Consider the following 20,121-nt stretch of genomic DNA (forward strand, 5'->3'; position numbering starts at 1 on the left):
GCTAAAAGTAGAGACAATTTATTAAAAAAATCTTACAATCCCGATGAATCGGCAGAACGGGAACTTCTTACTGCACTAAACTCTGATACCCCAAGCTGGATACCCGAGATGCTGATCAGGTACCAGAAGAATACCGTAAAGACAGGAGCAGCCAGAACATCTACCGTATAATGGACATGTTGAATTAACAACAGGATCCCCATCAGGAAGGTCATCCCAAATCCGATCAGCTTTCTCTGTTTATTTTGCTGACATAAAGCCAGCAGACATAAAATAGAAGTATGTCCGGAAAAGAACAGGTCTTTGGTAATGATTTTAGTATGGTAAAAAAAGATGGACAGCGGGTCCCACATTTCCACCAGTCCGACTGGCGGGTCGAGGGGAACCAGGCTAATCGTCACGATGCGGCTGACACATAAAAATACATAGGCCCAAAGTACGGTAAGGAAGACCATGGGATTCCGGATCACGTCCCTGATCAGCCATAAGATTCCTCCGTAAAGGACGATAAAGATCATGATAGAAACATCATAGGAAGGGATCACTTTTAACAATTCATCGCTCAGCACCAATCCATCTCTTTGCTCGATCTCGGCAAAGAAAACCGGCAGAAAAAAAGCCAGCAATCCCATTATAAAAACACCTAAAAACAATTTGGCTTTAAAAGCCGCGTTGTTCCATGCTTGTCGCCATGTCATTGTCGATATTTGAATTTTCATAAGATTAGAAGTCTACATTAATTTTTGCACGAATTCCCCATGGGCTTACGCCGGGGTTATTCAAATGCGTAAAGCGTTTTACAAAATCCACCCTCAGAAATTTAAACACATTAGAAACACCCACACTTCCCTCAACATAAGGCACATTTCCAATCTCAAAAGAGCGGGGTCTTTGATGCTCATCGAAAGGGAAGCGATACAGCTGAGGGTTCTTTGCCGGATCATTTCCGGCGCCGATGCTTCCGGTTAAGACTTTGACCGAGATCACCTCTCTCCATTGCAGTTTCTTGATAAGGGGCACTTTATTCAGGAAAAAACCATTAAATGAATGCTGCAGGTTCAGACTCGCATAACGGTCGCTCATGAATTCCATAAAATTCATCAGGTTATAAGAAGTCAGCTGGTAAGCATAGGTCTGGTTGGCACGGTGGATGTTTAGCAAAGGATAAGGAACTTTGCCAAACACGGCTCCTCCTTCCAGCACTACGTCCGAAAATCCAAACTGAGAAAAGAAGAAACGTTTGGCCACATTCAAGGTCAGGCTTTGGTAATTATAGTCTCCACCTAAAAAGTCTTTCATGCCAATGCTTCCTCTTAACGTAAATACAGGATGGCCGTTGTTGATCGGCCTCCTGAACCTCTTTCCCTGATAGAACTTCTCATGAGGTGCCCAGCGCAATTCGGCGGAAAACTCTGAAGTACGGAGTTCCCGGATCGCCGGGGAAGGAATCTCCGTTTGCGGAATAAACCGAAGTCCGCCTGCAGGGTTCAAAGCCTGATTTTTATAGCTCAGCCGCAGGGAAATGTGTTGTTCTGTTTCATGCAGGTATTCTGCCATCCACTTTCTATTGTACAACCATTTATCATTTACCCCTCTTTTAAAAGAGAGCAGGAAATTATCATCTTCCAGGAAGTTGAGTTCCTGACCCGGAATTTGTGTTTCAAAGCTATGCCTTAACGTCAGCGACCTGACCGGGAACTGATAGATGGAGCGGTCTGTTAATGAATAAATGGCACCCAGGCTATACTTCCATTTTTGATCCCGTGTTCCATAGGCAGCATGGCCGTCAAAGACCAGCTTTTTACTAAACTCATCCGTCGTACGGCCGCCAAAACGGAACCTCGCCCCTTCTACAGGGTTAAAGCTGAAAAAGGAATTAAACGGTCCGATCTCCACCGGCCCTTTGGTCAGATAACCGGAAAGTAAAAGCGCGGCCACTGCCATTTTCCGCTTGAAAGGCTTCGAGCTTTTAAGGCTGTCAATATTCGTATAGGCCATCTGCTCTGTTAAGGATAGCTTTTCATGTCTTGCTTTTTCCCAGAAATCATCAGTTTTACGGTTTACTTTCTGATCGGCAATCACATTCGGCCCTATCTTTTTTTGCAGGGCCTGCGGACCAAAAACAAAATCATTGATCATGATGGTCCTTTCCCCAAAAACGCTGGTTCCCTCTTTAAAGATGCCGAGATCCATACTCATCACGCTTTTTCCAAGATGGTAATGACCGGAGGAATCCTGACGGTAGTCCAAGGTAATCTGCAAATCTCTTACCCAATTGAGGTTAATCTGGTTATTTACAGAAAGTGTAGCCTTTTGCACCGCATAATGCCCATCCAGACTCACATACAAATACCCCATAAAGAGGACATCCTGTTTGTTTTTTGGGGAAACCATCACCTTAAGCTGCCATGGGGAGACATCTTTAAGCGTATCCAGAATAAAATACTTGTAAAACTGAGGTGCCATATCGGCGATAGGGCTTAGAAAACGCTGGTTTCCCATACCGATATCATGGTCATAGAGGTCTGCGCGCTGGTAAACTTTTTCCAGGTATTCGTTAATTCCATCCTCATCGATGTACTGGTCTATTCTGGATTGTTTCTCTCCCAGAACCAGGGTCGAATCCTGGCCCTGCCCCGAATACTTATACCGGCTTAATTTTTCCTGCATAAATACCGGAATCAAATGTTTTCCCGGCTTTCTTAATGAATCGGAGTTCTTGATCAGAAAAGGAAGTTTTTTGAGCAATGAAGATTTTTTAGCCTTCTCGCTGCTGATGCTCAAAGACATATTTAGCTTTTCATATTGCTCGTAAACCATCTCTTTATGGAACTTTGAACTGTTCCGCTCCTTATGCTCCATGACCTTGCGGATCAGTTCTACGGCAGGGTTATTTTTGTTCCGGTACCGGGGTTGTTTGGCCGCCACCACGCTCACTTCAGAGAGGTCCTGCGTGAGTGGTTCCATACTGATGTTGAACTCCTGAACCTCCGCTTTACCAATCGTCCTGACCTGCTTTTTATAGCCGACACCAGAGTAATTGACCTCTTTAACCTTTGCATTGGTGCTGATGGTATATTTTCCTTCGGCATCACTGCGTGATTTAACGCTGGAATTTGAAAATCCGATATTGATATGAGATAAGGGTAATCCTGTGGACTGATCGATGATCTTTCCTTTTATTTGAACAGATTGTGCGCGGACCCCGGAAATGATAAAAAAGAAGAATAACGACGTGAAATATTTCATAAATGTGTTCGACCTGCGGCTATAAAAAAGCGCACACGATCTGGTGTTTTCCTTTAAGACAACGGAATGTTCAAAAAGTCTTAGAACAGAAATGAAATATTTTAAAATTTAATTTCCCATCAGTTCTTTGATAGATTTTGTTTGCACCTCTACATCTATGGCATAAAAGAAACCGTTTGCATTACCGGAAATATTGCCTTTTACGTTTCCGGGGATAGAAGACAATAAACCCTTCCAATCTGTTTCCTGAAACACACTGTAGAGGTAGATGCTATAGTCATCCGAAATAGAATACTTATAAATTACCAGGTTGTCGTTTATTCCGGAATCTACAATTCTTGCCTTTTGAATCAATGGATGCAAAGCATTAGGCGTACCATAAACATGAGAATAACTATAAGGATAACTTTCATTGAATTTACCCGGATCCCATGATTTCCCTTCCGGTAAGATCAGCCATTGCTGTGCATTTGTCGTTCCAAAGGTATGCTTGGGAATGGTGAGCCGGACTCCTCCCGCCTGTGCCTTTTTGATAGAGAGCGGAATATAATTTGCGTCAATGGGGAATACCGGACGCAGCTGGTCCACCGCTTTATATTCTTTATGATCGTATTTAATGGTCAGCGTATAATCGGAAAAGTACCTGTCGTTATCCTCCATAACAGCCGTGTATATCCCTGTTCCCGGAATTTCAGTAAAAGGAACATCACGAATGCCGTCATTTACACTCACCAGGGCATCACTAATCGGGTTCAGGTTCAGTGAAGCCTCTTCATTTGCAAAGCCCACCGGTTTAATCAGCCGGATATACTGATGCTTACTATACGTATTGATTCCTCCTTCTACGATCAGGTCGTACATGGGAGATACGAAAGGGTTTTCCTGCTTTTTACATCCCGTTAATAAAAGGAATACGGCAAGGATCCATAAATCAGCGCTGAGTTTCATGTGCTAAAATTTAAAGTTATAACTGAGGGCCAGTGTTCTTCCCGAAAAGATCTGCTGATCAAACTGTAAATCCTCCGGATTGTTCTGGCTAAGTCTGTACACCAATGGGTTTTTCCTTCCATAAACATTATACAGGCCGATATTAAAACTACTGGTCCAGCATTTTTTTGTTTTATTACCCAGAGAAGGTTCCCATTTCATGCTAATGTCCAGGCGGTGAAAATCGGGCATTCTTGCAGAATTACGCTCCGGGTAGATCGGCACCTTTACATCTTTTTGCAAAAAATATCCGATGGGAAATGTCACTGGTCTTCCATTGTTATAGGTAAAAAAGGAATTCACAGAGAGCTGATCAGAAATCTGGTATCCCAGGGAAAGCTTTGCCACATGTGGGATGTCGTATCCTGCCGGATATCTCTTTCCCTGGTTAATCTGATCAATCTGGCGAAAGACCCTGGACCAGGTATAGAAAAGGCTTCCTTTAAAGCGGCCAACATCTTTCGAGAGCATAAACTCCAGACCATAGGCTTGCGATGTACCCGGACGGAGTAACATTTCTACAGCAGGATTTTTGATCAGCTGGGCATGGTCGATCATCTCGAGCTGATTTTGCATCTTTTTATAATAGCCGCTCAGGGAGATGCTGCCAAAAGGGAGCCGTTTTTTATATTCCAGAGAAAACATATCCGATTGCTGTGGCCTCAGGTTGGGGCTCGATGGAATCCAGCTTTCCAGTGATGAAAATGCCAGTTCGTCATTTTGCACCAATTGCAGGTACTGGTAATTCCGGTTGTAATTGAACTGCAGATAGCTGGAAGGTTGCAGCATGTATTGGAACGAGAAACGAGGTTCAAGTCTGAAAAAACGTTTATAGCCACCTCTAACATCTTCCTCGTAGTTAATCGGTTCGTAGAATTCGTCGAAATAAAACAGCTTCGGCGTAGAAATATTTTGAAACATCCCCATTCTTAAACCATATAAAAGTCTTATTTTTTCGCCTATAAACAGGCGGTGGGAGCCATAAACCGCAGATTCGGCCGCCCTTGCACGGGGGATACTGGTCTGATCCTCCCGATTGATTTCTCCCGGAATAAAAAGATGAAGAATGCTGCTAAAGCCAAACTGAAACTGACTTTGAGGTTTATGATAGAAGATAAAATCTCCTTTTACCGTGGCATCTTTAATCCCGGTGATCCATTTGTCCATCCCTGCCGGAGAATCTGCATTGATAAACAGCTGGTTTTTATAATTGCTATAGATCGCCGATAAGTTTAAGAACAGCCTCGGCGTAAAGATATGGTTCCAGCGTAAGGTAGCCGTTTGATTCCCCCAGCGGTTAAAATAACCATTTTGCGACCTCACCTTGTCTCTTCCGATATAGGAGGAGAAAAAGATCCGGTCCCGGGTATTGAACCTGTAATTTACTTTAAAATTGAAATCATGATAAGCGGGTTTCAAATCAAACAGTTCCAGGTCTTTGCTGAGCACATTACTCAGGCTCCTGCGGGCAGCAAACAAAAAAGAGCCTTTTTCCTTTACCAGAGGCCCTTCCATTGAAACCCTTGCCGCCAGCAAACTGATTCCTCCCTTAATGTGGAAGTTCTTGTCATCCCCATCAGCCATCCTCGCATCAATCACCGAAGATAAACGTCCCCCGAAATTGGCCGGTATGGCATCGGTATAGGTCTGAATATTTTTTAGCGCATCCGGATTAAAAATGGAGGTCAATCCAAACAGATGCGCCGGATTATAGACAATGGCTTCATCCAGTAAGATCAGGTTCTGATCTTTATTTCCTCCCCGGATAAACATCTGGCTGCTGCCTTCTGTTAAACCAACAATTCCGTTTTGCATTTGGAGCGCCTTGATCACATCAGCCTCGCCTCTATAATAGGGTGCATTCCTCAGTGATTCCCAATTCAGGGACTGACCCGGATTTTTGGCCGCGATAGAATCCGGACTCTGTACCGCCTTTACCACGATCTCTTCCAGTTTATTGACTTGTTTCTTCAATCGGATCATTTGAAGGTGGTTCGGAAACTGTAAAGAGAACTTCAGTCGCTGTGAGGAATAGCCCACATGGCTGACCAGGATTTCATAATCTTCGGTAGGCACAGTCAGGGAGTAGAAACCATAGTTGTTACTGTTTACCCCTTGTTTCAGACTTTCGATGTAAAAACTGGCGCCAATCAAATCCTCTCCCGTTTCAGCATCTACAATACGGCCATTCAGCGTGGTTTTATTCTCCTCCATGGGCAGGATAATCACTTCCCGGAAAAGAAATTTATAAGAAAGGCCGGTTTCAGCCAGCAGGAACTCCAGAATCAGGGCAAGGGGGGTATCGGAAAAAGACCGGTTAAATCTTTTCCCGGAAGGAATAATCGCCGGATCAAAAGACAGCGGGGTAGTATGGTCTGCATTCAACAGGTTCAGGGCTTCCTCCAGTGTGACATTGGAGAAACGAACGGTCATTTTTTTTCTTAAAGGAATATTCTGAGCTTTTGCTATCCCTCCTATCGTTAAAACAAGAAAAACCATGGCCATAAATTTAATGACCATGGATTGCCGAATGCAGAAGACCTTCATTCAGAAATGAGGGAGAAAAGAAATCATATTAACAATTATATTGTAATGATGGTTAAAATGTATAATTTAAAAATAGGCTCCTGATTTAATTAGATAAAACAAATGTACCATCTCTTTTGGTCACTTTTAACCTTAATGTTTCGCCGATGCTGTTCATAATTTCGTCTTCGGTCTTATCCTTAAAGTAAGCACTTAAGGTCCTTTCCTTTAACGTAGTATCCTGAAAAATAATGTGTGTCCCGAATAATTCCTTCATGTCATCAGAAACTTCGGACAAAGGTGCTTTTTCATAATGTAAGGTTTTGTCATGCCATGCCCTGTAATTGAGGTCATTGTTTTTGGCAAAGCTCATTTCTTTTGTCTCCTTATTGAAAGTCCCTCTATCCTGAGGAGACAGTAGAATTGTCTCTGTATCCTTAGCTTTTTCCAAAGAAACTTTCCCGGAATTTACAACGACCACTACTTGCTTAGGTTCTACTTTCAGGTTGAAGCTCGTTCCAAGATCATTTACCCTCAGCTCACCCACTTTGATAGAGAAAGGGCTTTTCTCGTCGTGAGTTACGTTGAAATAAGCTTCTCCTTCTTCCAGCTCCACATTTCTTGCCTTCAGGAACCCACGTTTATGATATGAAACCGTTGTATTGGCATTCATAAATATTTCCGTACCATCCGGTAAGGTTAGTTTTTGCTGCTCATTTTTTCCGGTGCTGATGCGCTGGCTTCCAATCCATCCGCTCCGATTTGCCAGCAACAGCGCTCCTGAAATCACCATTACGACAGCAACAGCCCATTTCAGGAAGAACAATCTGTTTTTCTTTTCCGGATGAAGGCGAACAATTTTTGCTTCTGCAGGAATCGAGGGGTTAAACTTTTGCCAGGCCAGTTCCGGATCTGCCTCCCGGTATGCCTTTAACAATTCCGCATGATCGGCGATATCAGCAATTTCCTGGTAGCTCCGCAAATGCGCCGGATCGGCTGCTTTCCAGCGCTCCAACTCCTGGAGGCCGGTCTCTGAAATTTTCCCTTCCATTTCATCCATGATCAGATGGTAGGGGATTTGATTTGGGTGATTAATTTCTTCCATGATAGTTATAAGACAATGTTTAAGTGCAGAAGTCTTAATTCAACTGCGAATAAAAGAAATAGAAAGAAAAACAACACCTGCTCTTTTGACAACATGACCCTGATTTTTTCGTACCCGTTGGTGAGGTGGCTTTTCACTGTTTTAACCGAAATATTTAAGGCATCTGCGATTTCCTGTTGTTTACATTTATCAAACTTGCTCATCATGATGACCTTCTTACACTGAGGAGGAAGACTGTCCAATGCCTTTTCCAGTCTGATCAGTTTATTTTCCAGGATTTGAGCTTCGTCATTTTCTGTTTCAGACTCCTCGTAACCCAACAGAAATTTCTCCTGATGAAAAGCCTTCCGGTTTTCTTTCTTTATGCTGTTCAGCGCTGTATTGATAATGCACCTGGACAAATAAGAACTCAGGGATTGCCTGATGTTCAATTGCTCGGCATCGTTCCAAAGCTTCAGGAAGACATCGTTCACCAGCTCTTCAGCCATTTCCGGCTGCCGTACATACTGAAATGCCAGAACGTATAATTTTTTATAATACCCTTTGTAAAGCAACTCAAAACTCCGTTTATCCTTTCGGCAGATCCCCTCTATGAGCTCAGTATCCTGATCAGTCATAAGTATTCCTTAGTCTATATATACATGATGACAACCTAAACTCATTTAAGTCCTACTGAAATCTTCATATTTTTTTTAAAAATAAAAGACTAAGACTTTTAAAACGAAGGGGTGTCTTACTAACAAAAACAAATTTAATTTTTATGTTAATGAAAACACTCATCTATCCAAAAGGAATTTCCTTCAGAAAACCAATTTTAATGCTTAGCGCGATTTGCTGTACACTTGCGCTGTTCAGCGCCTGTAAGAAAAAAACACAGGGTCCTGCCAGCAAAAAAGAAATTGAATACAACATCACTTCCGTGGTGAATGCAACGAATACCAAATCCGGTTCTGCCGCAACGGCTATATTTTCTGCTACTTACCTAAAATCAAACAAAACACTGAGGTATAACCTTCGCTTTAGCGACATTGATCCGGAAAGTGCCAACCTTCATCTTGGAACAGCAACAGAACTGGGCACCCTGGTCGTGAACCTGAAGAAAGAAGGTGCAAAATACTCCCTCCCTTCTATCGGTTCTGTGGTATTAAATGATGCCGGAGAAAAAGCCTTACTGGAAGACAAAGTCTACCTCAACCTCACTTCAACCAAATTCCCTGCCGGTGAAATCAGGGGACAATTACTCCTTAAAAAATAAAGAGATGAACCGCACATTTTTAGCAGCCCTGACCATGACCATTTTGCTGGCCAGTTCATGTACTGAAAAGCAAAGATTAAATAAGAGCAATACAAAAATTGAGATTATAGATGCCAAACCGATCACTTCTGATCTGGCAGATCTGGCCGCTTATACCGGCAGGTATCCCAATGAGGTTGCATTGCTGAAAAATGTAAGGCTGAAACCAAGGCTTCAGCAGTTATTGGGTAAAGATTATGATCTGATGATTAAATACTGGAATACAGAAACGCCAATCAGCGTTGAAAACAACATCATATCAACCACAGGTTGCGAGCAGCACAATTGCGCCAATAACGATTATACCTTGAGTATTGATTTACCAAATGACAGAATCAGTGTTTTCCATACCAAAAACGGGAAGGTAAAAAAGTATACTGAACAAAATAAAGCATTGGTATTGATCAAGCCATAAAAACAATAAAACACCTTAAAACAACAATTAAATTAAATCATTATGAAAAACAATTCGAACATCCAGTCCATTTTAAAAGGTTCCATTCTTGCGGCTATCTTCTGTGCAGTAATGCCAATCGGTATGAGTGCAATGGCACAAAACAGACCGAAACAAGCTCCGGCAAAAAAAGACACCATAAAAAAAGAGGCTCCGGCAAAAGACAGCAAATCGCAGAGCAAAGCGGATAAAGGTCAGAAACCGGCTGCTCCTGCAACAGGGAAGCCATCAAAAAAGGGTTAAGCCCCGGCAGCTTACAAAAAGACCCGGATGATCAATCATCCGGGTCTTTTTTATAGGTTAACATCTTGATTTTATTTCATAGAATAGACATCGCCGATTTTCAGGGTATGTGGAATATCCTTAGCGATAAAACTATATTGGTTATGATCGTCATCCTGTCCGCTGAGCAGACAATATCCATTCATCAGCGGGCTGATGGCATGAATCCTGAACTGGGAATCGGGCCTGGACATTCGCTCGGAATGTAGTTCTTTCAATGCCGTGCAGGAGCTGAATAAAAACAACGCCAGGAATAACAAGTAGATCTTCCTCATAACGTTATGACAACAAGAGTATAAAAAAGTCCTAAGCCAATTAGTAATTTCCTGAATTATTGATTCCGGTTTTGAGCAGCAGATACCCGGTTGCCGTATCGTTGTGAAATACGCCGCCCCCCGCAGCATTGAAATCAGCAACATTAATGGCCGATCCTGCGGCATAGATTGTTCCGTTAGGCAGCAGGTTGTCGGAAATATTAATCGAGTACTCGGAGTGAATGGTATTGTCGCGGTAATACCCAATCCCATGATACATATCGTTTGCAGCCCCTGCAATGTTAATGGTATTGTTAGAAACAACTACATATTTGAGGTAAGGAAAAGATGGACTGTTGGAATATTCATAAAGTAGGATTCCCGAATCATTCAGGGTATTGCCTGAAATATTGAGGTTTTGTCCGTTCCTGGCTTTAATACTTCCGCCGCTTCCATTTGCCGGCCATCCGGAAACGGTATTGTTCGAGATCGTCAATCCGTTAAAACTATGCGCATACATCCCGTGATCCGTAAGGCTGTCCACCAGACTTAGGCCTGGATTTCTGGTCAGCGTATTTCCATCGATTAAGGAATTGCTCTGGCTATTGTCATTAATGGCAGTCACGAAGTATCCTGTAGTCCCCCCATTGCCAAATGTATTGTTGATGATTTTGGAATTCGTCGTGTTTTTCAACCAGACTCCCCTCCCCGGATCTGCGGCCCTGTGGCAAAACACACAATTGCTCACCAGGCTCAGGTCTGCATCCCTGAATTCCAGGTAAGCATCTTTTAAGTTGTTTGTTTTATTGGTATTCGGGGCCCGTTTCCCATAATCAAAAATGCAGTACTTAAAAGAAGTGCCTGCAGCCCCGATCATAGAAAACCTGATGTTCCAGAAAGTGATCCCGGAAACCAGACAATTGCTAATGTCTGAGGTGTAACTCATCGTCAAAATAGCAGCTGAAGCACTCGCGTCGAAAATCGGGTTGGTACTGGTTTGTTTGGCCAATGAAACCCCGGCTTTCATTACAATTTTGCCGGTAATCGAATAAGTGCCCGGTTGCACCAACACCGTTTGTCCGGAACTGGCACCGGCGATCACTGCATTAATTTGTGCCAGGCTCATCCCTGTTTCAATGACATGATCTGCCACAGCAGCAAGGGCTGCTGTTTTCAGCGCTTTTTGCGGAGCGGGATTCATTTCATCCAGACCGGAATTCTTACAGGCAAAAGAGAAGGATACGATAAAGAGCATTGCCCTAAGCAGGTAATTGGAAGTAGTTTTCATCATTATTTGGTTTTAAGGTTTAGCAGGTCAGCGCAGAGATGATGATCCCCGCTTAATAAAATTGCGCAGGAATTTCATAAACAAGGGGGTTCCAATTCAGGTATATGAGGGTCGTAATCGGTTCTTATTTTCCTTTCCCTCATTACCCGGGATGTCCGTAAAACATTTTATTTCAGTTTTTCCAGACAAATGCAGAATTGATCAGCATAAATTTATTAAGCCAAAAAAGTAGGAAAAATCTGCCTTAAAACAAGAAAGAACTCCATTTAAGGGAAATAAGGAGCCGCATGTAAAAAGAAAAAACAGAGCTTATTTAAAAAAAGTCTAAATAACGTAGGGGAAACAGGGGACTTGTGATAATTATTAATTAAAAAGGGCCATACAGTTCGCAGCTGTATGACCCAAGCCCTGAAAAGGGTTACTCTTAAATCGAAACATCTAAAAGTAATGCAAATTAAAAAAATCTTGCTAACAGGCGTGCTATGCGTCTGTATATTTTGTGTGCAAGCGCAGAAATTGATCAAAAGCAGCATCAAAGGACAGGTCTCCGACGAGCAAAGACAAGGCATTTCATTCGCGACAATCAAGTTGCTCCCTGTTAACAAAACGGTCGCCACCGACCAGCAAGGTAATTATCAATTCCAGGATTTATCACCCGGATCTTATACCATTCAGATCAGCGTGGTAGGTTTCAAAAAGCTGGAGCAGAAAGTTGTACTTAAAGAATCGGAAACGCTTTCTTTAAATTTTTCTTTAAAGGGGAGCCAGAACGAATTACAGAATGTAGCGATTAACGGAAAGACCAAAGCGACGAAGATTAAAGAATCCGGTTATGCGGTCAACGTGATCGAGACCAAACAATATGCCAATACAAATTCCGATATCAATCAGGTATTGAGCCGAAGCACCGGGGTTAAAATCCGCGAGCAAGGTGGATTAGGCTCCAACTATTCCTTTTCTATCAATGGGCTTTCAGGTAACCATATTAAGTTTTTTATTGATGGAATCCCTCTGGAATCTTATGGCAGCGGAATGTCCTTCAATAACATTCCAATCAATATTGCAGAACGTATAGAGGTTTACAAAGGAGTGGTACCTCCTTATCTGGGTTCAGATGCATTAGGCGGGGCGGTGAACATCGTCACCAATCGCGACCGTGGAAAGTCACTAGATGTAAGTTATAGTTACGGTTCTTTCAACACCCACCGTACCGCTGTAAGTGGCAGCTATACTTATCCAAAAAGTGGATTGAAGGTGAATGTAAACTCCTATTATAACTATTCCGACAACAGTTATAAAATGAGAAGCTATCCAAAAGCGAATGTATACCTGCAGGTTCCGAGTAAAGACAAATCAGGCTTCGACACCCTGTCGTCGGCTAAAAGATTCCATAACGACTATCAGTCTTATATGGGCCAGCTGGAATTGGGTGTTGCCGATAAAAAATGGGCAGACATTGCCGTATTGGGCTTAACTTATAATAACGTAAAAAACGAGCGCCAAACAGGTGCCACACAAGAGAAGATATATGGAAATGTTGACGCCAATAGCTACAGTATTGTTCCTAGTTTTCGCTACCGTAAAAACAGGATCTTAGTGGATGGCTTATCGGCTACCGTTTTTGCGAACATGTCGATCAGTAAGGAAGTGAGAACAGATACGAGTTCCTTTTTCTCTTACCGCTGGAATGGCCAACCGGATGAATTGCCAAATCCAAAATATCCCAACAGAGGGGAAATGGGCAATAAATCTATCCTGCACTACAATAACAACAATGCCCTGGTTCAGCTAAATCTGAACTATCAGCTTTCTGATCAGCACCTTTTCAATCTGAATTATAACCTGAACACGACTACCCGCGAAGGCTATGATGAGATTGACCCCTATAACCAGACTTACAATAAAACCAATCGTGTCAACAAAACAGTTCTGGGCTTAAACTATCAGCAAACCTTCTTTAACAACAAACTAACCAATTCATTTTTTGGTAAATACTTTGGCTTCAGTGGCCGGCCAGACTCCAATAAGCCTGCTGAAACCGCAGCATACTATGGATACGGACTGGCTTCTACTTATAAAATAACAGAAGAATTGGGCATCAAAGCCTCTTATGAACATGCTTACCGACTTCCTGGTATGGTAGAATTGTTCGGAAATGGCCTGGATGTAATCGGTAACAGTGAACTTAAGCCTGAAAACAGCGACAACTTTAACCTAGGTCTTTTCTTTGGTAAAACCATTGGCAAGCATCGTTTTAGTGCTGACGGATCGGTGTTTTACAGAAATGCAAAAGACTATATCATTTCCAGAGCATACAGCAATTCTCAGGGTGCCTATTCCGAATCAGCAAATGAAGGCGGAATAAAAATAAAAGGAGCTGATTTTGAGTTAAAATACACTTATGGCGATTTATTATCAGCGTTGGTCAACATGAGTTATTACGATGCTGTGGACCGTGAAAAGTATGTACAAGGGACCAACAGAGAAAAGATAACTTATGGCAGCCGTACCCCGAACGAACCATGGTTGTACGGGAATACTGATGTAAGCTTAGGAAAAAGCAATGTATTTGGTAAAAAGGGCAACCGTCTTCAATTTAACTGGTATATGCAGTTTGTGAACGATTATTCCTTAAGCTGGTCAAAATTAGGGGATGAGAAGACTAAAGATTACATCCCGGCCCAATGGATACAAAACATCGCGCTTACTTATTCCCTTAAGAATGGCCGATACAACATCACCGGAGAGGCCCGCAACCTGACCGACCAGATTGCCTATGATGTCTTCAAACAGCAAAAACCTGGACGGGCATTCTTTTTAAAACTAAGATATAACATCAATTCATTTTAATAAATCAATATAAATATGTTTAATAAAACCAAGAACCGCAGTCTGCTTTTTGCAGGTGCATTATTTGTAGCTGCATCAATTACGGCCTGCAGCAAATCTAAAGGAGGCGATACCGGACCCACTCCGGAGGGCAAACCAGAATTCGCCATACATTACAGTACCTCTAAAGGTTCATACCTTCTGCCAATCCATGATTTAATGTCGGGCGTAATTACCCCTGTAGGAAAAGGAACCGATGTAACCAATATTTTTACCTGGGGTGAGAACATCATCCAGAAAGGCAAATATTTCTATACCGTTGAGCCAAATAGCGGCAAATTCGGTAAATACAACTTTGAAAACGGAGTATTACAGACCATAAAAGAAATTCCATTTTCGGCAATGTCTTATTTATACCTTGGCTGGCACACCTGGATCGACAGTAAAACCCTGATGATCGGCGGACGTGGCAATAGCGAATATGCGGTGATCGATACAGACAACATGACCATCATCAAAAGTGGTGTATTTGATACCGGAAAAGAATTACCAAAAGACCATACCTTATCAATTAACTCCATCACTCCACAAGGTGGGAAGGTATTTCTTACTTTTATGGTAAGAAACGAAGTTACCAAACTGACTTACGACACTGCTTACACCGCAGCTGTTGACTATCCAACCCTGGCTAATTTTAAAATCACAGGAAAGGATACGCGTTCTGCTCCTCCGGGCGCTTTACGTAACGGATATTTCCACAAGTTCAGCGATCAGGGTAATACATATGTGCTTACCCATCCTATGCCAATGCTGGGTGGAAACAAGCCCAATATGCCTACTGGTTTTTACCGCATCAAGGACGGCTCTACAGTTTTAGATCCGGGATATTTCTTCAACATCAGTGCACTTACTCAGGGTGACAACCAACTTGGTGTAGAATACCTTGGAAATGGAAAAGCTTTATTGATCAATGCCCGTGATGCCAAAAATCAAGTTAAAGAGAAAAATGACTGGTGGTATAAACCAATGTGGGAATATATCGTGGTTGACGTAAATTCACAAAAAATCGTGAAAAAACTTGACTTTCCATTGCTGTTGAATTCCCGTTCGGCAGTAGTTCATAACGGCAAAGTTTATATCGCAGTAAATGATGCTAAAGCAGATGCCATTTACATCTGGGAATATGACTCGAATACTGATAAACTGACAAAAGGAGCAAAAGTTGAAGGTGGCGATGGAGACACCCCTGTGCTTTATAAGTTAAACTAATAACCACAAAAAAATCACGGCAGAGCGACCTACAGTGTTGCTCTGCCGTTTATTTTAAGAGATGAAATCCAAACTATCCGCAATAAACGCATGGTTACACCTTTGGCTGGGATTAGCTTCAGGAATTGTAGTCGTTATTCTCAGCATCACCGGATGCGTCCTGGTATTTGAACAGGAAATCAAAAGCCTTGCCTATCCATGGCTTCATGCCGAACGCCCCAAAGATGCTAAAGTATTGGCCCCTTCTGTATTGCACCGTGCAGTTGAACAGGCATTGCCTGGAAAGCATATCGAATCGGTATGGTATCATGGAGAAGGTCGTACCGCACATTTCAGCGTCCATGAATCCGATTCAATGGTCTATGTAAATCCATATACTGCCGAAGTCATTGCCATGGTTGATCATGACGACTTCTTCCATTTTATGGATGAAGGACACCGGCACCTTTGGATTGAAGGCAAGCTGGGCAAACAAATTGTAGGTTGGTCTACATTTGTCTTCTTTTTATTGCTGATTAGCGGAATCGTATTATGGTGGCCAAAAAAATGGACCAAGTCCACCCGCGACCAAAGCTTTAAAATCAAATGGAAAGCACGCTTTAAGCGGGTAAATTATGACCTCCATAATGTATTGGGTTTCTATTCCCTGCTGCTGGCCATACTAATGGCAGTTACCGGCCTGGTGATGAGTTTCTCCTGGTTCGGTAAAGGCGTTTACTGGCTCACAGGAGGCGAAAATGGTTCAAGACCAAGGAGACAAAAAGTAGAAGTTTCCGGCCCCTCGGTCAATAGCGCCTTACAAAATGCAGACCTGATTTATAATAAAGTAGTCAATGAAATCGCGTTGTATAATAAAGACCAGGTCATCATACATTTTGCAGAAGAACCAGATGAGGCCATCTATGCCTGTACTGATATGACCATGGGCTTCTGGAGGGATCTTAATTTTGATCCCCTAACCCTGGAGCTCCTGCCTAATTCAACAAAAAGACTTGGGGACCTTAAATTCCCCGATCAGGTACGCAAGCTCAATTATGCGATACATGTAGGGGCGATTGGTGGCCTGACTACCAAAATCCTATACTTCTTAGCCAGTCTGATCTGTGCGAGTTTACCGATTACCGGATTCTACATCTGGTGGGGGAAAAAGAAAAAGAGTAAAAGCAAAAGTAAAACAAAGCCTAAACAAGCAGCATTAGCTGCTGTATAATCAGCAATAATATTTCACCTGGCCTTTTCATCCTAAAGGTTAGGTGTTCATCCCGGTCTAACTGTAAAAAACAACACTTAACTTTACGCTATGGAAATTAAAGGAACAGAAATGGTTACAATTACGGAATCAGGACTATTATCTTTAGTTGCAGATAAGCTAAAAGACAGGGTTTTATTTCCGGAAAAAGCTGAAGAAGCAAAGCAATTTATCAATAGTGTTATATTTAGTATGCTATAATGAAATATAAAAATCGATAATAAGCATAAAAAAAGGANNTCCTTTTTTTATGCTTATTAATTTCCAATTTACCTGCATTCCCAGGAATGATAAAAAAGCGTATAAAACAAGAAAGCTCCAGATTTCCCTGAAGCTTTTGAAGTGGTGTGGGCCGGGATCGAACCGGCGACACAAGGATTTTCAGTCCTTTGCTCTACCGACTGAGCTACCGCACCGTTTTAATTTCTTGTCCCATTGTTTGGGATTGCAAATGTAGGGTCTTTTTTCTAAAAACAAAATCTTTTTTGAAAATAATTTAAAATACTGATTTCGATCCGCTAATCTTCCAGAATTGCTGCTCCGAAAGGGTTGTCTACCAGCCACAACCAGATTCCGGCTTCATTTCTCTTTAAAATGCAGGAAGTATGTCCGTTCATCTCCAAATGATGCCCATCGGGAGTTTTCCCCCTCATTGTCCATTTATCCATCCACATGGCAAGGTCCTCCACGATCGTGATATGTGCCGACGATCCGACGATTAAAGGCTTCAGGATGCACAAACTCTTCATCGCCATTTCAATCTGCTGCAAGCCTTTCATTTCTTTGCCACTGCGGTCTATATACAGCCCCTGCGGATCAAAACATGCCAATGCCCCCGCTACATTTCCGTTTTTCAGACAATCTCTAAAATACCCTACCGCACCAGCCGGTGTTTTTCTGTCAAATTCTTCCATTGTTTTCTTAAAGGTCATTTCAAAGGCTAAAACAGGCAGCGTTAAAAAAAAGAATGCAAAAAACCTGATTAAATGCAGTTAAGCGAGCCTTGACCCTGGTTGCAAAACTCTGCAGAACCCTGGATATAAAAAATAACAATTGTTAGGAAAACGGGACTTAGCTTCTGATGCGGCTTAACGATTCTGGTTTCATTCCGAGGTAAGAAGCAAGATACTGAACCGGAATATGCTGCACAAAATCCGGTTTTTCTTTGATGAGCTTGGCATAACGTGCTTTACCTTTTAGTTTCCCGAAGGTCAGGATTCGTTCTTCCTTTTTTAGCAAGGCCGTTTTCAGGCATTTCATTCCAAACTGAATCCACCTTGGATCTTTTAAAGCTAAGGTCTCAAAGGAAGATTCTGCAATCTTCACGATCAGGCAATCCGTAAGGCATTGAATATTTTCAAAAGAAGCTGTCTTTTTCAGTATGCTGTACATTGACGCAGCAAACTCTCCTTTTCCCAAAAGCTCAGTCGTTACTTCTGTTCCATTTTCCGACAGGTAAAACGTACGTACATAACCGTCCATGATCAGGAAATAGTCTGTCGACAGCGCTCCTTCCTGCAGCAGGAAATCCTTTTTCTTCTTTCTGGAGAAAACAAAGTGTGTTTTAACCTCCGAAAATTCCCCCAGGGGGAAATCAAAATCATCCTTAAGACATTTCAGGAGCAATTCTATCATTCTTTTATTTTATTCAAAGATAGTTTTTCAATTGGCTCATTTTCTTAGTTTCCAATCATGGCAGGCATGGCTACTGCCTTTCCTGTTGCCTTTTCCACCGGCATCGGGGCTTCCCATTTTTTCAGCTGGGTCCCCAGTTGCCCAGCCATCGTCCTTACCTTTTCAGGATAGGCCGTGGCTTCGTTTTTCTGCTCACCGATGTCTTCTTTCAGGTTGTAAAGTTCAGTACTTCCATCCCGCATGTTATAGATCAGCTTCCAGTCCCCTACTCTGATGGCACTTTTATAATTAATTCCCGGGCCATCTACCGGAATCCATTTATTTGGAAAATGCCAGTATAAAGCCCGCTGATTGTCGGTATAACTCGCATCCTTCAGGATCGGCACAAAACTCTTTCCATCAATCTCCTGCAGGGTCTTATAATTTTTGATGCCTGCCATCTCCAATATTGTAGGGAAGAAATCTTCTATGATGACATATTGATTGGCTACACTGGAGGGCTTGGTCACCCCTGGCCATTTTACCAGCATCGGCTCCCGGATTCCGCCTTCATTCACAGAACCCTTACCTGCTTTTAACGGCAGGTTTTGTGTATGTGCGGTCCCATCTCTTGGCGGTACCAGGCTCAATCCACCGTTGTCGCTCATGAAAATAATGATGGTATTCTGATCTGCCTTTTTTGCTTTCAGATAATCCATGATGTCTCCCAGACTTTTATCCATTCCTTCAATTAAAGAGGCATATTTTGCTTCTACAGGAGCCAGTCCGGCAGTGATGTATTTTTGATAATACCGTTCATCGGCCTGGATCGGTGTATGAATCGCATAATGCGCCATGTTCAGGTAAAAAGGCTGTTTGTTCTTAATCGGGGCATCCAGTGTTTTCAGTGCTTCAAGGGTTAAAGCTTCCGTTAAAAAGGTTTCTGTGCCATAATACTCTTCCAGATCGGGCACCGATTGCAGGGTGTTTTTACCCGGCTTATTCCCATAAAAATCCTGTCCGTAATAACTTTGGGGATGTCCGGCAGCATGGCCTCCAATGTTTACCATAAAGCCAAGATTATAGGGATTTGCACCCGGACTGCCGATGGATGCCCAATGTGCTTTCCCCACATGTATGGTAAAATAACCCGCCTCCTTTAAGAGCTTTGGGTAGGGTGTAGCATAAATTGTATGGGGAACTCCGGGTTTTGGGCTCAGGCCGCTATAGTTCCAGTTTGCCGGCAGAAACTGCTCATCTTCATTGTCAGAGGAGACATTATTCTGGGGGGATGTCCAGTTGGTCACTTTGTGATGTGCTGCATTCATCCCGCTGATCAGGCTGATTCTGGTTGGTGTACATACAGGCGTGGCATAGGCGTTTGTAAATTTCATGCCTTCTTTTGCCAGCCGTTCCATGTTTGGCGTATGGTAGCGCTTATTTAAGGGTGTTGTTTGCGTCCAGAAAGGCAGAGAGGTATCCTGCCAGCCCATATCGTCCACCAGAAAAACAATTACATTAGGTTTTTGCTGTGCATGTGCGGCTACGCTAAAAAACAGGGCCACAAATAAAATAAGAACGAATTTCTTCCCCTGGTGCTTCATAAACTGAGATCTGATCATGTTAAAATTGGAAGGTACGAAAAATTCAATTTCCGGGTTGCGGACAAAGGGAAAATTTAACGGGCAACTGAAGAAATGAGAATGATGATTGGGAAATTA

General features: G+C 42.5%; 18 protein-coding genes and 1 tRNA gene. 7 read left to right on the forward strand and 12 right to left on the reverse strand.

What is annotated here, in order from left to right; translation table 11 throughout:
* Positions 1-32: 32 nt before the first annotated feature.
* The 6 genes from DBR43_RS11680 to DBR43_RS11705 form a co-directional block, all read right to left on the reverse strand.
* Entirely contained in the window at positions 33-698 is a 666-nt protein-coding gene (locus tag DBR43_RS11680; RefSeq protein WP_233602947.1) for a sphingomyelin synthase family protein, read from the reverse strand.
* Positions 699-723: 25 nt separating this feature from the next.
* Entirely contained in the window at positions 724-3,249 is a 2,526-nt protein-coding gene (locus DBR43_RS11685) for a DUF5686 family protein (protein ID WP_124581036.1), read from the reverse strand.
* Between the two features lie 108 nt (positions 3,250-3,357).
* Positions 3,358-4,197 carry a DUF4249 family protein gene (locus DBR43_RS11690; RefSeq protein WP_124581038.1) on the reverse strand — a complete coding sequence of 280 codons (840 nt, stop codon included), beginning with the start codon at positions 4,195-4,197 and terminating at the stop codon, positions 3,358-3,360.
* A gap of 3 nt (positions 4,198-4,200) precedes the next feature.
* On the reverse strand, positions 4,201-6,735 hold the full coding sequence (locus tag DBR43_RS11695; protein ID WP_233602948.1) for a TonB-dependent receptor: 2,535 nt from the start codon (positions 6,733-6,735) through the stop codon (positions 4,201-4,203).
* A 133-nt stretch (positions 6,736-6,868) separates the two neighbouring features.
* Entirely contained in the window at positions 6,869-7,867 is a 999-nt protein-coding gene (locus tag DBR43_RS11700) for a FecR family protein (protein WP_124581042.1), read from the reverse strand.
* 5 nt (positions 7,868-7,872) lie between these two features.
* Positions 7,873-8,484: an RNA polymerase sigma factor gene (locus tag DBR43_RS11705; protein ID WP_124581044.1), complete on the reverse strand. Its 612-nt coding sequence runs from the start codon at positions 8,482-8,484 to the stop codon at positions 7,873-7,875.
* A gap of 149 nt (positions 8,485-8,633) precedes the next feature.
* On the opposite strand from DBR43_RS11705, the gene DBR43_RS11710 reads away from it, so the two are divergent.
* Genes DBR43_RS11710 through DBR43_RS11720 form a run of 3 tightly spaced genes read left to right on the forward strand, consistent with a single transcriptional unit; the run spans position 8,634 to position 9,858 of the window.
* On the forward strand, positions 8,634-9,122 hold the full coding sequence (locus DBR43_RS11710) for a CHRD domain-containing protein (protein WP_158622486.1): 489 nt from the start codon (positions 8,634-8,636) through the stop codon (positions 9,120-9,122).
* Between the two features lie 4 nt (positions 9,123-9,126).
* Positions 9,127-9,576: a hypothetical protein gene (locus DBR43_RS11715; RefSeq protein WP_124581048.1), complete on the forward strand. Its 450-nt coding sequence runs from the start codon at positions 9,127-9,129 to the stop codon at positions 9,574-9,576.
* Positions 9,577-9,618: 42 nt separating this feature from the next.
* On the forward strand, positions 9,619-9,858 hold the full coding sequence (locus DBR43_RS11720; RefSeq protein ID WP_124581050.1) for a hypothetical protein: 240 nt from the start codon (positions 9,619-9,621) through the stop codon (positions 9,856-9,858).
* Between the two features lie 71 nt (positions 9,859-9,929).
* On the opposite strand, the gene DBR43_RS11725 is transcribed toward DBR43_RS11720, so the two are convergent.
* Together DBR43_RS11725 and DBR43_RS11730 are read right to left on the reverse strand one after the other, a co-directional pair.
* Entirely contained in the window at positions 9,930-10,172 is a 243-nt protein-coding gene (locus DBR43_RS11725; RefSeq protein WP_124581052.1) for a hypothetical protein, read from the reverse strand.
* 40 nt (positions 10,173-10,212) lie between these two features.
* Complete coding sequence (locus DBR43_RS11730; RefSeq protein ID WP_233602949.1) at positions 10,213-11,442, reverse strand: right-handed parallel beta-helix repeat-containing protein; 1,230 nt, start codon at positions 11,440-11,442, stop codon at positions 10,213-10,215.
* Between the two features lie 498 nt (positions 11,443-11,940).
* On the opposite strand from DBR43_RS11730, the gene DBR43_RS11735 reads away from it, so the two are divergent.
* The 4 genes from DBR43_RS11735 (at position 11,941) to DBR43_RS32925 (ending at position 16,987) form a co-directional block, all read left to right on the forward strand.
* Positions 11,941-14,289 carry a TonB-dependent receptor gene (locus DBR43_RS11735; protein ID WP_233602950.1) on the forward strand — a complete coding sequence of 783 codons (2,349 nt, stop codon included), beginning with the start codon at positions 11,941-11,943 and terminating at the stop codon, positions 14,287-14,289.
* A gap of 15 nt (positions 14,290-14,304) precedes the next feature.
* Entirely contained in the window at positions 14,305-15,537 is a 1,233-nt protein-coding gene (locus DBR43_RS11740) for a hypothetical protein (RefSeq protein WP_124581056.1), read from the forward strand.
* Positions 15,538-15,598: 61 nt separating this feature from the next.
* Positions 15,599-16,747, forward strand: a complete 1,149-nt coding sequence (locus tag DBR43_RS11745; protein WP_124581058.1) for a PepSY-associated TM helix domain-containing protein — start codon at positions 15,599-15,601, stop codon at positions 16,745-16,747.
* A 90-nt stretch (positions 16,748-16,837) separates the two neighbouring features.
* A complete protein-coding gene (locus DBR43_RS32925) occupies positions 16,838-16,987 on the forward strand; it encodes a hypothetical protein (RefSeq protein WP_158622487.1) in 150 nt (49 codons plus the stop codon).
* Positions 16,988-17,129: 142 nt separating this feature from the next.
* Here the strand turns inward: DBR43_RS32925 and DBR43_RS11750 are convergent.
* The 4 genes from DBR43_RS11750 to DBR43_RS11765 form a co-directional block, all read right to left on the reverse strand.
* Positions 17,130-17,202 (reverse strand) — tRNA-Phe (locus DBR43_RS11750).
* Between the two features lie 102 nt (positions 17,203-17,304).
* Positions 17,305-17,718, reverse strand: a complete 414-nt coding sequence (locus DBR43_RS11755; protein WP_148090763.1) for a YybH family protein — start codon at positions 17,716-17,718, stop codon at positions 17,305-17,307.
* Between the two features lie 139 nt (positions 17,719-17,857).
* Positions 17,858-18,421 (reverse strand): Crp/Fnr family transcriptional regulator, encoded by a 564-nt coding sequence (locus DBR43_RS11760; protein WP_124581061.1) that lies wholly within the window; start codon positions 18,419-18,421, stop codon positions 17,858-17,860.
* Positions 18,422-18,465: 44 nt separating this feature from the next.
* A complete protein-coding gene (locus tag DBR43_RS11765; protein WP_233602951.1) occupies positions 18,466-20,022 on the reverse strand; it encodes a sulfatase in 1,557 nt (518 codons plus the stop codon).
* Between the last annotated feature and the right edge of the window lie 99 nt (positions 20,023-20,121).

Origin of the sequence: Pedobacter sp. KBW06 (assembly GCF_003852525.1) — a bacterium.
In the GTDB taxonomy this organism is placed as follows: domain Bacteria; phylum Bacteroidota; class Bacteroidia; order Sphingobacteriales; family Sphingobacteriaceae; genus Pedobacter.

Coding starts and splice junctions, on each gene's coding strand:
- DBR43_RS11730 (WP_233602949.1), bottom strand. CDS start 11,442: ATGATGAAAACTACTTCCAATTACCTGCTTAGGGCAATGCTCTTTATC.
- DBR43_RS11740 (WP_124581056.1), top strand. CDS start 14,305: ATGTTTAATAAAACCAAGAACCGCAGTCTGCTTTTTGCAGGTGCATTA.
- DBR43_RS11700 (WP_124581042.1), bottom strand. CDS start 7,867: ATGGAAGAAATTAATCACCCAAATCAAATCCCCTACCATCTGATCATG.
- DBR43_RS11765 (WP_233602951.1), bottom strand. CDS start 20,022: ATGATCAGATCTCAGTTTATGAAGCACCAGGGGAAGAAATTCGTTCTT.
- DBR43_RS11710 (WP_158622486.1), top strand. CDS start 8,634: ATGAAAACACTCATCTATCCAAAAGGAATTTCCTTCAGAAAACCAATT.
- DBR43_RS11745 (WP_124581058.1), top strand. CDS start 15,599: ATGAAATCCAAACTATCCGCAATAAACGCATGGTTACACCTTTGGCTG.
- DBR43_RS11760 (WP_124581061.1), bottom strand. CDS start 18,421: ATGATAGAATTGCTCCTGAAATGTCTTAAGGATGATTTTGATTTCCCC.
- DBR43_RS11695 (WP_233602948.1), bottom strand. CDS start 6,735: ATGGTTTTTCTTGTTTTAACGATAGGAGGGATAGCAAAAGCTCAGAAT.
- DBR43_RS11755 (WP_148090763.1), bottom strand. CDS start 17,718: ATGACCTTTAAGAAAACAATGGAAGAATTTGACAGAAAAACACCGGCT.
- DBR43_RS11680 (WP_233602947.1), bottom strand. CDS start 698: ATGACATGGCGACAAGCATGGAACAACGCGGCTTTTAAAGCCAAATTG.
- DBR43_RS11715 (WP_124581048.1), top strand. CDS start 9,127: ATGAACCGCACATTTTTAGCAGCCCTGACCATGACCATTTTGCTGGCC.
- DBR43_RS11690 (WP_124581038.1), bottom strand. CDS start 4,197: ATGAAACTCAGCGCTGATTTATGGATCCTTGCCGTATTCCTTTTATTA.
- DBR43_RS11725 (WP_124581052.1), bottom strand. CDS start 10,172: ATGAGGAAGATCTACTTGTTATTCCTGGCGTTGTTTTTATTCAGCTCC.
- DBR43_RS11705 (WP_124581044.1), bottom strand. CDS start 8,484: ATGACTGATCAGGATACTGAGCTCATAGAGGGGATCTGCCGAAAGGAT.
- DBR43_RS11720 (WP_124581050.1), top strand. CDS start 9,619: ATGAAAAACAATTCGAACATCCAGTCCATTTTAAAAGGTTCCATTCTT.
- DBR43_RS11685 (WP_124581036.1), bottom strand. CDS start 3,249: ATGAAATATTTCACGTCGTTATTCTTCTTTTTTATCATTTCCGGGGTC.
- DBR43_RS32925 (WP_158622487.1), top strand. CDS start 16,838: ATGGAAATTAAAGGAACAGAAATGGTTACAATTACGGAATCAGGACTA.